Below are 12,862 nucleotides of genomic sequence, written 5' to 3' on the forward strand. Positions count from 1 at the left end.
GGCGACCTTTGCCAAACTGCAGAAAAACATTGCTCAACTGCAGGGCGCCTCTTAAAAGAGGCGAGCCTCCCCCATGAATCGGGGTGCCAATACCCTCGATGCCGCGACTCGTCAGGGCGATTTGAAAGGCTGGTGCTCACCCAGCTCGTCGATATAGCCCTGCATGGCCTCCCCCTCGCGTGCCAGGAATTCGTTCACCGCATCGGCGAACGACGGATGGGCCAGCCAGTGGCTGGAGGCAGTGGGCGTGGGCATCAGGCCGCGCGCCATCTTGTGCTCGCCCTGGGCGCCGCCCTCAAAGCGCTGGTAGCCATTCGCGATGCACCAGGCCAGCGGCTGGTAGTAGCAGGCGTCGAAATGCAGGTTCGGGATGTGCTCGGTCGCGCCCCAATAGCGGCCGAAAGCGGCGCGGCGATCGGGGTCCAGCGCGATCAGCGAAGTTGCCACGCGTTCCCCGCCGCGCCGGGCCGTGAACATCAGCCAATGCTCGGGCATGTCGCTCGCCATGCGGGCGAAGAAGTCACGGCTCAGATACGGCTTGCTGTGGTGGGCGCGGTAGGTGAGCTGGTAGCAGCGGTAGAAGTAGTCCCAGTCCCCTGCAGTGAGCTCGCTGCCCGTGCGAGCCTCGAACTCGACGCCGGCCTCGCGCACGCGGCGCTGCTCCTGCTGGATCTTCTTGCGCTTGTCGCGCTGCAGCCGGGCGAGAAAGGCGGCGAAGTCCGTGTCACCGCTGCTCGTCCAGTGGAACTGCACGCCGGCACGCGCCGTGCAGCCGGCATCGAGCAGCGCCGCCTGGTCGGCTTCGTCGCCGAAGAGCACATGCAGGGATGAGGCCTCGGTCTCGCGCGCCAACGCTCGCAGCGCCTGCGCCAACAGGGTGCGGGCTTCGTCATCCACGGCCAGCAGCCGGCTGCCCGGCACGGGCGTGAAGGGCACGGCGACGAGCAGCTTGGGGTAGTAGCTCAGGCCGTGGCGCTGGTAGGCGTCGGCCCAGGCCCAGTCGAAGACGTATTCGCCATAGCTGTGCGTCTTCAGATAGGCCGGGCAGGCGGCGATCAGTACATCGCCCCGCCACAGTGAGATGAACTGCGGCTGCCAGCCCGTGGTGCCGGTGGCGCTGCCGGATGCATGCAGCGCCCGCAGGTAAGCCAGGCGCATGAAGGGCGTCGGCCGCGCCTGGGCGTAAAGCAGGGCGTCCCAATGGTCTTGCGGCAAGGCTTCGGGACTGGCGTCGACCCGAATGACAATGCTGCTCTCGTGTTCTGAATCGCTGTCGCCCATGCCCTCGCCCTTGAAGATTGCCCTGGCCCAGATCAACGTCGTCGTCGGCGATCTGGTGGGCAACGCGGACCGCATCATTGCCCAAGCGCGCGCGGCGCACACGGCTGGGGTTGATCTGCTTGTCACGCCCGAACTGGCGTTGTGCGGCTACCCGCCCGAGGATCTGCTGCTGCGCCCGGCCTTTCTCGAAGCCTGCGATGAGCAGTTGCTGCGCATCGCGGCCGAGCTGGCCGACCTGCAAGGCCTGCATGTCGTCGTCGGCCACCCGCGCGAGCGCGAGGACGGCGTGGCCCGCGAGCGGAGCTGGTCGCTGCCACCCTGCCTGAATGTCGCCTCGGTGCTGGCCGGTGGCAGCATCTTGGCCAGCTATGCCAAGCGCGAGCTGCCGAACTACCAGGTGTTCGACGAGCGCCGCTACTTCTATTCCGGCCGGGACGCCGGCCTGGGCGCCGTGGTGGTGGACGTCAAGGGCACGCGCGTGGGCCTGCTGATCTGCGAGGACGCCTGGTTCGACGAGCCCGCCGCCGCCGCCAAGGCCGCGGGCGCCGAGCTGCTCTGCGTCATCAATGCCTCGCCTTTCCACATCGGCAAGGTCGAGGAACGAGAGCAGCGCATGGCCGAACGCGCCCGCTCGAGCGGCCTGCCGCTGCTCTATGCCCACCTCGTGGGCGGGCAGGACGAGGTGGTGTTCGACGGCGCGTCCTTCGCCGTGCAGGCCGACGGCAGCCTGGCCGCACGCGCGCCGATGTTCGAGGAGGCGCTGGCCCTCGTCGAGCTGGACGCCGGCCGACTGCGGGGCGACATCGTGCCGGTGCCCGAGTTTGAAGCCCAGGTCTGGCAAGCGCTCGTCATCGGCGTGCGCGACTACCTCGGCAAGAACGGCTTCCCCGGCGCCCTCATCGGCCTGTCGGGCGGCATCGACTCGGCGCTGGTGCTGGCCATCGCGGTCGACGCGCTGGGCGCGGACAAGGTCCGCACGGTCATGATGCCTTCGCCCTACACGGCCGACATCTCCTGGATCGACGCGCGCGACATGGCCGAGCGCCTGGGCGTGCGCTACGACGAAAAGTCCATCGTGCCGATGTTCGACGCCTTCAACGCGACGCTGGCCGACGAGTTCAAGGGCCTGGCGCTGGACGCGACCGAGGAGAACATCCAGGCCCGCGTCCGTGGCACGCTGCTGATGGCGCTGTCCAACAAGTTCGGTTCCATCGTGCTGACGACCGGCAACAAGAGCGAGATGGCCACCGGCTACTGCACGCTCTATGGCGACATGGCCGGCGGCTTCGCCGTCATCAAGGACGTGGCCAAGACGCTGGTCTTCCGCCTGGCGCGCTGGCGCAACGCTCAAGGGCCCGAGATCATCCCGGACCGCATCATCACGCGCCCGCCCTCGGCCGAGCTGCGCCCCGACCAGAAGGACGAGGACAGCCTGCCGCCCTATGAAGTGCTGGACGCCATCCTGGCCCGCTACATGGAGCAGGACCAATCCATCGCCGAAATTGTTGCCGCCGGTTTCAAGCCCGAAGACGTCGAGCGCGTCACCCGGCTCATCAAGATCAACGAATACAAGCGCCGCCAGGCGCCGGTGGGCATCCGTATCACGCACCGCGGCTTCGGGCGCGACTGGAGATACCCCATCACGTCCAAGTTCCGTGCGTAAACTCAACGAAAACCTCGCCAACCTGGAGCGCCCGCAATGAAGCAGATCACCGCCATCATCAAACCCTTCAAGCTCGACGAAGTGCGTGAGGCGCTGGCCGAGGTGGGTGCATCGGGCCTGACGGTCACCGAGGTCAAGGGCTTTGGCCGCCAGAAGGGCCATACCGAGCTCTATCGCGGCGCCGAATACGTCGTCGACTTCCTGCCCAAGGTCAAGGTTGAGGTCGTCGTGAAAGACGACGAGGTCGACCGCTGCATCGACGCCATCCTGAAGGCCGCCAAGACCGGCAAGATCGGCGACGGCAAGATCTTCGTGCTGCCGGTTGAGCAGGTCGTGCGTATCCGCACGGGTGAGACGGACGAGGCGGCAGTCTGATGACTTCGCGGGTCAGACCGCCCGAGCGAAGCGAGTAGCTCTGACCCCGACTGACTGAGAGCGCTGATTCAGCGCTGCGTCAGCGCCAACTTGGCGCTCAGGGCCACGAAGGTGGCCGCGAAGCTGCGCCGCAGCCAGGCCATCGCTGTAGGGCTTCCCAGCACCTGCTCGCGCATGCGCGCCGCGAAGGCGCCGTACAGGGCGAAGACCGCGAAGGTCATGGCCATGAAGATGGCTGACAGCTGCAGCATCGCCAGCGTCGGCGCCGCTTCATCCTTGGCGATGAATTGCGGCAGAAACGCCAGAAAGAACATCGACAGCTTGGGGTTGAGCAGGTTCACGAGCACGGCGTGCTGGATGACCTGCCAGTCTGAGCGCTCGGCGCCATCAGCCTCGATGGCCAGCACGCCTTGCTCGCGCCACGTCATCCAGGCGATGTACAGCAGGTAGGCCACGCCGGCGAACTTCACCGCCTCGAAGGCCACGCTGCTGGCATGCAGCAACGCTGCCAGGCCCGTCACGGCCGCCAGCATGTGCGGCACGATGCCGAGTGTGCAGCCCAGCGCTGCGACGGCTGCCGTGCGCGTGCCGCGCGACAGGCCGGTGGCGATGGTCACCGCGGCGCCCGTGCCAGGCGAGGCGACGACGAGCAGCGAGACGGTCAGGAATTCGAGGTTCATGCAGGCGCTCCTTGAGGGGAGGGCCATGGTGCGGCGGGCGCCGGGGCCGAGTCTTGAACGAAATTTCAGGTGCGTGCGTAGGCGCCAGGCGTGAGGCCGAGGCTGCGCACGAAGCAGCGCGTCATGTGGCTCTGGTCCGCAAAGCCGCTGGCCGCGGCGGCCTCGGCCAGCGGCAGGCCCTCGCGCACCAGTTGGCGGGCGCGCTGTACGCGGCGTTGCAGCAGATAGGCGTGGGGTGGCAGCCCGGTCAGGCGGGTGAAGGCGCGCAGGAACTGGTAGCGGCTCAGGCCAGCGTCCGCGGCCAGATCGGCCAACGTCAGCCCGGCGGCGGGGTCGTCGTCGATGCGTTCACGCGCTATGTTGATGCTGGTACCCACTGCCGGACGCCCGGTGGGCGAGGGCCGCAACAAGCGCGCGGTCAGTACCAGCAGCGCGGCCTCGGATTGCAAGGCATCGTCCGCGGTCACTGCGTCAAAAAGGGTGCGAAAGCGGGCTGCCAGCACGGCATCGCGAATGACCGGCGCCGTGAACTCGAAGGCTGAGCCCGGCAGGACATCCCGCGCCGCCTCCAGCAGCCGCACCGGGTTGACGTACAGCATGCGCCAGCGCCGCCCGCTTGCGTCAAAGGGCGTGCCGTCGTGCACCTCACCGGGGTTGACGGTGATAAGGTCGCCCGCACCGGCCTCGACGACACCGCGCCCGCTGGCCGACTTCTGCGCACCGCGCTCGATGAGACCGATGCCGAACTCGTCATGCGTGTGGCGGCCGAAGGCCAGCGCGGAGTCGGCCACGACCACCTCGACACCGTCGACGTGGCTGGGAATCCGTGTGAAGCCGCGGGCTTTCATGGGCCCGACTTTGGCATGGCAACGCCCCCTCGGGGGCAACTCATGAAGCGAGCTTGGGGGCGCTACTTCAGCGCAGGTGCTGCCAGATGGCGGCGCCCCAGATGCCTGCTGCCAGCACCAATGCCATCAGCACGGCAGCGCTGGCGATGTCCTTGGCGCGCTTGGACAGTTCGTGCCGTTCGAAGGACACGCGGTCGACGACCGCCTCGATGGCGGAGTTCAGCAGTTCGACGATGAGCACCAGCAGCAGCGAGCCCAGCAGCAGCGCGGCCTGCTCCCAGGTGTTGGCCAGCCAGAACGTCAGCGGCGCGGCAATGACGCAGAGCCAGGTTTCCTGGCGAAAGGCGCTTTCGCCCGTGTAGGCGGCCTTGAGACCGGCCCAGGAATAGCCGGCGGCGTGGATGACGCGATCCAGGCCGGTGCGGCCCTTGTGCGGGTTGCTCATGAGCGCACGGGAAGTTGGGTGATGACGCGCGAACCGCAGATCGCGTCGTGCAGGAATTGTCGCTGCGGATGCAGGCGGGCCACCAGCATATAGGCCGCGACGCCGGCGATCAGGCTGCCGATGATGGCGCCACCGCCGTGCAGGCCCAGCGCCCAGACGCTGACCAGCGCGGGCAGGAACCACAGCCAGCTGAACAGGTAGCGCAGCACGGCGCGGCCCCAACCCAGCGGCCGGCCGCTGGCGTCGACGACGCGCAGATGCCAGGTCTTCATGGCCAGGGTCTGGCCCGAGCGGGTCCAGAAGCCGACGAAGTAGAGACCGAGCACGATGAAAAGGCACAGCCCCAGGCCGACGCGGCCCTCCAGCGCATGCTGCTGGCGAGTCAGTACGGAGTAGAGGAAGCCGGCGAAGAAAACCACGCCGAACAGCAGCACGCCTTCGTAGATGAAGGCCGCGAGGCGCCGCGCCAGGCCCGGAGGCGCGGCGCTCGGGTCCACCTGCGCCGTCATGTGCGCGGGGTGGACGCGGGCGGCGCCTTCAGCGACTTGGGCAGCAGGGTCTTGGCGTCAACCAGGGCCGGATCGGCCACGACCTTGGCTTCGCCCGCCGCGTGGTGGCTGGGCAGGGCGAGGCCGCGCGTGATCAGCACCGTGGTGGCGCCGGGCTTGGCCTGGATCAGACTGCCGGCCACCGGTGTCGGCGTGACCAGCTTGGGGGCTGCGGGCACGATGTTGGACTTCGGCGCCGCGGCCAGCGGTTTTGGTGCCGGGCCGGTCGCCTTGGTCTGGGCCTGGCGGCGCGCGACGGCCTTGTCGGTGAGTTCCTGGCGCTTCTCCGGCGGCAGCGCCTGGTAGGCCTCCCACTTGGCCTGTCGCTGCTCGGCATCGACCTGCTTGGCGACCTGGAAGCCGATGCGCGCGTCGACCCGCTCGGCCGGAGTGAGATTGGCCCAGTCACGCATGCGCTCATGTAGGCGGGCGAGCTCAGGAGGCGGCAATACCGCCAGCCGTGGCGTCGCACTCAGCCATTTGCTGCGCTGGTTGGGGCCGAACTTGTCCCAGTCGCGCTCCAGCGGGGCGAGCAGGCTGCGTTGCGCCGGCGTCAGCGACTGCCAGGTCGGCGCGGCGGCCAGGGCGGACACGGGGGGCATGACCGGCGGCGTGACCGCCTTTACGGCAGGTGCAGCGGCGCTGGCCACGCCGGCCTCGGGTGCGGATGCAGCCTCAGGCGCCTGCGCAAAAGCAGAAAACCCCGCTGCGCAAAGCAGCAGGGCCATCAGAAGGCGGGAGTAGGAGACGACTCGCGTCATGCGCATCCGGTCATTCTTGTCCATCTCTCAGGAATTCCGCGAAGCCCGGGTCGCTGAAGGCGGAAGGGGGCAGGTTGTCGCTGAGCAGGGCCGTGTCGACCTCGGCGGCGGCAACGATCTGTTCGTGGATCTGGCCCTGTTGCATCAGCAGCAGGCCGGCCAGCAGCGCCAGCAGGGGCAGGGCGGAAACCAGCTTGGCCCACAGGCCGCCTTCGCCACCAGCGCCGCGCGGGCCGCCATTCAGAGCCAGCGTGGCTCCCATCTGCACCACGGAGGGGCTGGCTGTACTCACCGCAGTGCGCGCTGCGCGCGCCTGCGCGGCGCGGGCCAGGGACTGTTCGCGGGCAAAGCGCAGGCGCTCGGACACGTCGTGCGGCAGCGCGGTGCTTCGCTCGGTCAGGCCGGCAGCAACGCGCAGGCCGAAGCGTGTGATGCTCGTATCCAGGCGAGCACCCAGGTCAGCAGGGAGAGTAGACAGATTTGGCGAGTTCATAACGTGATCCCCTTGGCCTTGAGCGACTTCGCCAGCGCATGGACAGCCCGGGAGCAGTGAGTTTTGACACTGCCTTCGGAACAACCCATCACAGACGCGGTCTCTGCAACATCCAGTTCCTCCCAGTAACGCAGCAGGAAGGCTTCTCGTTGACGCGCCGGCAATTGTTCGACTTCCGTCTCGATGCGCTGCAAGATTTGCGCCCGGCTGACCTCGTCGGCAGCGCTCGCGGCGCCCATCGCGCCTTCCTGGCTTTCAAGGATCTCCAACAGGTCGAAGTCGCCATCGGCATCGCTGCCCTCGAAGTCCGACATATTCGTCATGACCGCGTTGCGCGTCTTCTGGCGACGGAAGTAATCCATCGTCGCGTTGGACAGGATGCGCTGGAACAGCAGGGGTAGTTCGGCCGCGGGGCGGTCGAAATAGTTCTCGGCCAGCTTGATCATGGCGTCCTGCACGATGTCCAGGGCGGCATCGTCGTCTCGAACCATATAGGCCGTGCGCTTGAAGGCGCGGCGGTCCACGGTGCGCAGGAAATCGTTAAGTTCTTTGTCGGTGGCCAAGGCGGAATGCGGGTCCGGACAGCAACACGGATTATGGCATTCGTCTGATACGAAGGCTCACAGGATTTTGCTCGGCATAATGCTGCTTCGCACAAAGAGTCAATGGTCTCTCAGTGGTCGCCCGACACGGGTCCCATCGGTTGACCGCGCAGGTTCCGAATCCGCCTCATGAGGGTGAGAAGAGGAGCACCAATGGTTTTTCGTTAGAGAAATTCACAAAGGTTCGAAAATGGACATGTCTGCCGCGGAAATCAAGCGCGCCGCCCTGGCGCAGCCGCAAACTTCCTCCCCCAATTCCACCGCGGAGCTCAACGGCTCCGAGATCCTCGTTCGCTGCCTTCAGGCCGAAGGGGTGCGCCATCTCTGGGGTTACCCCGGCGGCGCGGTGCTCTACATCTACGACGCCCTCTACAAGCAGGAGAGCATCCAGCACGTGCTGGTGCGCCATGAGCAGGCCGCCGTCCATGCCGCCGACGGCTTTGCCCGTGCGAGCGGTGAGGTTGGCGTAGCGCTGGTCACCTCGGGCCCGGGTGTGACGAATGCCGTGACCGGCATCGCCACCGCCTACATGGACTCGATCCCGATGGTCATCATCACGGGTCAGGTCCCCACGCCGGCGATCGGCCTGGACGCCTTCCAGGAGTGCGACACGGTCGGCATCACGCGCCCCATCGTCAAGCACAACTTCCTGGTGAAGGACGTGCGCGACCTGGCGCTGACGTTGAAGAAGGCCTTCCACATCGCCCGCACCGGCCGCCCCGGCCCGGTCGTCGTGGACATCCCCAAGGATGTGTCGTTGGCCAAGACCACCTTCAGCTACCCGGACCGCATCGAGATGCGTTCCTACAACCCGGTGAAGAAGGGCCACAGCGGCCAGATCCGCAAGGCCGTGCAGTTGCTGCTGCAGGCCAAGCGCCCCTACATCTACACGGGCGGCGGCGTCATCCTCGGTGAAGCCACGGCCGAACTGCGCCAGCTGGTCGACCTGCTGGGCTTCCCCTGCACGAACACGCTGATGGGCCTGGGCGCCATGCCCGGCACCGACCCGCGCTTCCTGGGCATGCTGGGCATGCACGGCACGTACGAAGCCAACATGACCATGCAGAACTGCGATGTGCTGCTGGCCGTGGGTGCGCGCTTCGATGACCGCGTCATCGGCAACCCCAAGCACTTCGGCTCGGTCGAACGCAAGATCATCCACGTGGACATCGACCCGTCGTCGATCTCCAAGCGCGTGCGCGTCGACATCCCCATCGTGGGCGACGTGAAGGACGTGCTGCAGGAACTGATCGCCCAGCTGAAGGAGGCGCAGGCCAAGCCGGATGCCAATGCCATCGGCGCCTGGTGGAGCCAGATCAATGAATGGCGCAGCAAGGACTGCTTGGCGTTCAAGGGTTCGGACGACGTCATCAAGCCGCAGATGGTCGTCGACACGCTGTGGCGCCTGACACGCGACCGCGACACCTACATCACGAGCGACGTCGGCCAGCACCAGATGTGGGCCGCGCAGTACTACAAGTTCGACCAGCCGCGCCGCTGGATCAACTCCGGTGGCCTGGGCACGATGGGCGTGGGCCTGCCGTATGCGATGGGCATCAAGCTCGCCAAGCCGGAGTCGGATGTGTTCTGCATCACCGGCGAAGGCAGCATCCAGATGTGCATCCAGGAGCTGTCGACCTGCTTCCAGTACAAGACGCCGGTCAAGATCGTGTCGCTGAACAACCGCTACCTGGGCATGGTGCGGCAGTGGCAGCAGCTGGACTACGGCGGCCGCTACTCGCACAGCTACATGGACGCGCTGCCCGACTTCGTGAAGCTGGCCGAGGCCTATGGCCACGTCGGCATCCTTGTCGAGAAGCCCAGCGACGTGGAGCCGGCGCTGAAGGAAGCGATGCGCCTGACCGACCGCACCGTGTTCCTGGACATCCGCACCGATCCGACCGAGAACGTCTGGCCCATGGTCAAGGCGGGCAAGGGCATTTCCGAGATGCTGCTGGGGTCGGAAGACCTGTGAGCGCCTGAAGCCGAGGGCTCTGGCTGGCGTTACCGCGCCAGTCGAGGTTCCCGGCGAACGGCGCAATCAGTCCGACATCCACGGCGATTCACTCAACTCGAACCCGCAGCCAAAGTCCGGCGGTTACCGCCGCCGGCACTGAAGAGCGCGAAGGACGAAGAACCCATGAAACACATCATTGCTTTGCTCATCGAGAACGAGCCGGGTGCGCTGTCGCGCGTCGTCGGCCTGTTCTCGGCCCGCGGCTACAACATCGAGAGCCTGACCGTCGCGCCGACGGAAGACCCGTCCCTGTCGCGCATGACCATCGTGACCACCGGGAGCGACGAAGTCATTGAGCAGATCACCAAGCACCTGAACCGCCTCATTGAGGTCGTCAAGGTCGTCGACCTGACCGAAGGCAACTACACCGAGCGTGAGCTGATGCTCATCAAGGTGCGCGCCGTCGGCAAGGAGCGCGAGGAGATCAAGCGCACCGCCGACATCTTCCGCGGCCGCGTCATCGATGTGACCGAGAAGACCTACACGATCGAGCTGACTGGCGACGCCGGCAAGCTCGATGCCTTCATCGATGCGATCGACCGTGCGTCCATCCTCGAAACCGTACGCACCGGCGCCAGCGGCATCGGCCGCGGCGAGCGCATCCTGCGCGTCTGATCCGTCTTCACCCCCAACACCACAGTTTTTTCCTGGAGCGACCCATCATGAACGTCTACTACGACAAGGACGCCGATCTCAGCCTCATCAAGGGCAAGAACGTCACCATCATCGGCTACGGCTCACAAGGCCATGCCCACGCGCAGAACCTGAACGACAGCGGCTGCAAGGTCACCGTCGCGCTGCGTCGCAGCGGCGCTTCCTGGTCCAAGGCCGAAGGCGCTGGCCTGAAGGTCGCCGAGATCGCCGACGCGGTGAAGACGGCCGACGTCGTCATGATCCTGCTGCCCGACGAGCAGATCGCCGAGGTCTACCGGAACGAAGTCGAGCCCAACATCAAGCAGGGCGCGTCGCTGGCCTTCGCACACGGCTTCAACGTGCACTACGGCCAAGTCACGCCGCGTGCCGACCTGGACGTCTGGATGGTCGCCCCCAAGGCCCCCGGCCACACGGTGCGCAACACCTACCGCCAAGGCGGCGGTGTGCCCCACCTGATCGCCGTCCACACCGACAAGACCGGCAAGGCACGTGACCTGGCCCTGAGCTACGCCGCAGCCAATGGCGGCGGCAAGGCCGGCATCATCGAGACCAACTTCCGCGAAGAAACCGAGACCGACCTGTTCGGCGAGCAAGCCGTGCTGTGCGGCGGCGCGGTCGAGCTGATCAAGGCGGGCTTCGAGACGCTGACGGAAGCCGGCTACGCGCCGGAGATGGCCTACTTCGAGTGCCTGCACGAGCTCAAGCTCATCGTGGACCTGATCTACGAAGGCGGCATCGCCAACATGAACTACTCGATCTCGAACAACGCCGAGTACGGTGAGTACGTGACCGGCCCCAAGGTCGTCACCGAAGCCACCAAGGACGCGATGCGCCAGTGCCTGAAGGACATCCAGACCGGTGACTACGCGAAGAGCTTCATCCTCGAGAACAAGGCCGGCGCTCCGACGCTGCTGAGCCGCCGCCGTCTGACGGCCGAGCATCCCATCGAGCAGGTCGGCGAAAAGCTGCGCGCGATGATGCCGTGGATCAAGGCCAACAAGCTGGTCGACAAGTCCAAGAACTGATCGCCGCTGGCGAACAGACAAGGCCGGCGCCGAGAGGCGCCGGCCTTTTTTTGCGCCCGGTTCAAGGCTGGTGGTTGGCTCGCAGCGCGTCGACGGCCTCGGCGGGCAGCCAGAGCAGTGTGTTCAGATAGTTGTCCAGGCAGTCCACCAGCGCCGGGCGCGGGCCGTCGCGCCACACGGCCGAGCCGTAGAAAGCGTCCTGCTGCGCGACGAGCTGTTCGCGGCTGTCGAAGGCGCGGATCAGGAAGAAGCTCTCCTGCTCATGGTCTGACCGCCCGAAGGCGACGACGTCCATGCCGCTGGCGCGCACCAGCGGCAGCGCCAGCCTCACCGCCGCGACAAAGCGCTCGGCGCAATCGGGCTTGAGTTTGTAGGTGCGGACTTCGATGAGCTTCATGCATCCTCCTTGGCGGGGGCACATCCTAGGCGGCTGCGCAGGGCGCTGCGCTATCCTGCCGCCCATGACTCCAGTGCCTACCGAGGACGACGAGCCCAGCGTCGCCGTCCGCCCCCGCCGCAAAGGCATCTACGCCCTGCCCAACGCGATCACGTTGGCTGCGTTGTTCAGCGCGTTCTACGCCATCGTCATGGCGATCAACGGCCGTTTCGAGGTGGCCTGCGTTGCCATCTTCGCTGCCGCCATCCTCGACAGCCTGGATGGCCGCGTTGCTCGCATGACAAACACGCAGTCCGCCTTTGGCGAGCAGATGGACAGCCTCTCGGACATGGTCGCCTTCGGCGCCGCGCCGGCCCTCATCGTCTACATGTGGGCGCTGAAGGACATGGGCAAGCCGGGCTGGATTCCCGCCTTCGTCTACATCGCCGGCGCCGCGCTGCGGCTGGCACGCTTCAACGTCAACATCGGCGTGGTGGACAAGCGCTTCTTCCAGGGCCTGCCCAGCCCCGCGGCGGCGGCCATCGTCATGGGGCTGATCTGGTGTGCGATCGACGCGCCCTGGTACACCGGCGTGGGCAACATGTCCTGGCTGCGCTGGACGGCATTTGGCGTGACCTTGTTCGCCGGGCTTTCGATGGTCACGAACGCGCCCTTCTACAGCTTCAAAGTCTTCGACCGCCGGCGCAGCGTGCCCTTCATCGTGCTGGTGGCCATCATGCTTGGCATCGGCCTCATCGCCCTTGACCCGCCCACTGTGCTGTTCGTGATCTTCTGTGTGTACGGGCTGTCCGGTTACGTCATCTATGGCTGGCGCAAGTCCAAGGGCAAGCAGGTCAGTGTCATTTCCACCAGCACCGACGAGCCCGATGAACGTGGCTTGCATCAGTAGCTATTCATGCTAGATTCCAGTCCCATGAGCCGCGCCAGCATTAGCCTGCTACTAGCCCTAGAGGAACCACGGGTTCGCTAGTCAGTCACGCGCACGCTCATCTGACCCCAACGGCCCGTATGCAACCGCAGCGGGCCGTTCGTGTTTTCAAAGGCTGCTGGTTGCGCCACCCACCCTCGGATGG

15 protein-coding genes are annotated in these 12,862 nt (G+C 66.3%); 6 read left to right on the forward strand and 9 right to left on the reverse strand.

Translation table 11 applies throughout. The features are described 5' to 3' along the window. Positions 1 to 111: 111 nt before the first annotated feature. On the reverse strand, positions 112 to 1,281 hold the full coding sequence (locus AC07V5_RS13980; RefSeq protein ID WP_495116283.1) for a GNAT family N-acetyltransferase: 1,170 nt from the start codon (positions 1,279 to 1,281) through the stop codon (positions 112 to 114). On the opposite strand from AC07V5_RS13980, the gene AC07V5_RS13985 reads away from it, so the two are divergent. Both AC07V5_RS13985 and AC07V5_RS13990 read left to right on the forward strand, forming a co-directional pair. Next, on the forward strand, positions 1,280 to 2,944 hold the full coding sequence (locus tag AC07V5_RS13985; protein ID WP_495116284.1) for an NAD+ synthase: 1,665 nt from the start codon (positions 1,280 to 1,282) through the stop codon (positions 2,942 to 2,944). The genes AC07V5_RS13980 and AC07V5_RS13985 overlap by 2 nt on opposite strands. Before the next feature lie 36 nt (positions 2,945 to 2,980). After that, complete coding sequence (locus AC07V5_RS13990) at positions 2,981 to 3,319, forward strand: P-II family nitrogen regulator (RefSeq protein WP_056198291.1); 339 nt, start codon at positions 2,981 to 2,983, stop codon at positions 3,317 to 3,319. Between the two features lie 68 nt (positions 3,320 to 3,387). Here the strand turns inward: AC07V5_RS13990 and AC07V5_RS13995 are convergent, their stop codons facing one another. The 7 genes from AC07V5_RS13995 to AC07V5_RS14025 form a co-directional block, all read right to left on the reverse strand. Continuing rightward, positions 3,388 to 3,999 carry a LysE family translocator gene (locus AC07V5_RS13995; protein ID WP_495116285.1) on the reverse strand — a complete coding sequence of 204 codons (612 nt, stop codon included), beginning with the start codon at positions 3,997 to 3,999 and terminating at the stop codon, positions 3,388 to 3,390. 65 nt (positions 4,000 to 4,064) lie between these two features. After that, positions 4,065 to 4,847 carry an AraC family ligand binding domain-containing protein gene (locus AC07V5_RS14000; protein ID WP_495116286.1) on the reverse strand — a complete coding sequence of 261 codons (783 nt, stop codon included), beginning with the start codon at positions 4,845 to 4,847 and terminating at the stop codon, positions 4,065 to 4,067. 67 nt (positions 4,848 to 4,914) lie between these two features. Continuing rightward, positions 4,915 to 5,292 (reverse strand): diacylglycerol kinase, encoded by a 378-nt coding sequence (locus tag AC07V5_RS14005; RefSeq protein ID WP_495116287.1) that lies wholly within the window; start codon positions 5,290 to 5,292, stop codon positions 4,915 to 4,917. Next, complete coding sequence (locus AC07V5_RS14010; RefSeq protein WP_495116288.1) at positions 5,289 to 5,801, reverse strand: RDD family protein; 513 nt, start codon at positions 5,799 to 5,801, stop codon at positions 5,289 to 5,291. The genes AC07V5_RS14005 and AC07V5_RS14010 overlap by 4 nt, the downstream gene beginning before the upstream one ends. Continuing rightward, positions 5,798 to 6,625, reverse strand: a complete 828-nt coding sequence (locus tag AC07V5_RS14015) for a DUF3106 domain-containing protein (RefSeq protein WP_495116289.1) — start codon at positions 6,623 to 6,625, stop codon at positions 5,798 to 5,800. Before AC07V5_RS14015 ends, AC07V5_RS14010 begins: the two co-directional genes overlap by 4 nt. Continuing rightward, positions 6,612 to 7,094, reverse strand: a complete 483-nt coding sequence (locus AC07V5_RS14020) for a DUF3619 family protein (protein WP_495116290.1) — start codon at positions 7,092 to 7,094, stop codon at positions 6,612 to 6,614. The genes AC07V5_RS14015 and AC07V5_RS14020 overlap by 14 nt, the downstream gene beginning before the upstream one ends. Beyond that, the gene (locus AC07V5_RS14025; RefSeq protein ID WP_495116291.1) at positions 7,091 to 7,657 is read right to left on the reverse strand and encodes an RNA polymerase sigma factor; all 567 of its coding nucleotides are present in this window, start codon (positions 7,655 to 7,657) and stop codon (positions 7,091 to 7,093) included. The genes AC07V5_RS14020 and AC07V5_RS14025 overlap by 4 nt, the downstream gene beginning before the upstream one ends. Before the next feature lie 229 nt (positions 7,658 to 7,886). On the opposite strand from AC07V5_RS14025, the gene AC07V5_RS14030 reads away from it, so the two are divergent. The 3 genes from AC07V5_RS14030 to ilvC all read left to right on the forward strand — a co-directional run bounded on the left by AC07V5_RS14030 (position 7,887) and on the right by ilvC (position 11,392). Continuing rightward, on the forward strand, positions 7,887 to 9,671 hold the full coding sequence (locus AC07V5_RS14030; protein ID WP_495116292.1) for an acetolactate synthase 3 catalytic subunit: 1,785 nt from the start codon (positions 7,887 to 7,889) through the stop codon (positions 9,669 to 9,671). A 165-nt stretch (positions 9,672 to 9,836) separates the two neighbouring features. Beyond that, positions 9,837 to 10,328, forward strand: a complete 492-nt coding sequence (gene ilvN, locus AC07V5_RS14035) for an acetolactate synthase small subunit (protein ID WP_056198275.1) — start codon at positions 9,837 to 9,839, stop codon at positions 10,326 to 10,328. Between the two features lie 47 nt (positions 10,329 to 10,375). Continuing rightward, positions 10,376 to 11,392 carry a ketol-acid reductoisomerase gene (gene ilvC / locus AC07V5_RS14040; RefSeq protein ID WP_495116293.1) on the forward strand — a complete coding sequence of 339 codons (1,017 nt, stop codon included), beginning with the start codon at positions 10,376 to 10,378 and terminating at the stop codon, positions 11,390 to 11,392. Between the two features lie 61 nt (positions 11,393 to 11,453). Here the strand turns inward: ilvC and AC07V5_RS14045 are convergent, their stop codons facing one another. Beyond that, positions 11,454 to 11,789, reverse strand: coding sequence for an NIPSNAP family protein (locus AC07V5_RS14045; protein WP_495116294.1), 336 nt, complete (start codon positions 11,787 to 11,789; stop codon positions 11,454 to 11,456). Between the two features lie 64 nt (positions 11,790 to 11,853). Between AC07V5_RS14045 and pssA the strand changes: the two genes are divergently transcribed. Beyond that, the gene (gene pssA, locus AC07V5_RS14050) at positions 11,854 to 12,678 is read left to right on the forward strand and encodes a CDP-diacylglycerol--serine O-phosphatidyltransferase (protein ID WP_495116295.1); all 825 of its coding nucleotides are present in this window, start codon (positions 11,854 to 11,856) and stop codon (positions 12,676 to 12,678) included. Positions 12,679 to 12,862 lie beyond the last annotated feature (184 nt).

The organism is Roseateles sp. GW821-FHT02E12, from assembly GCF_059421665.1.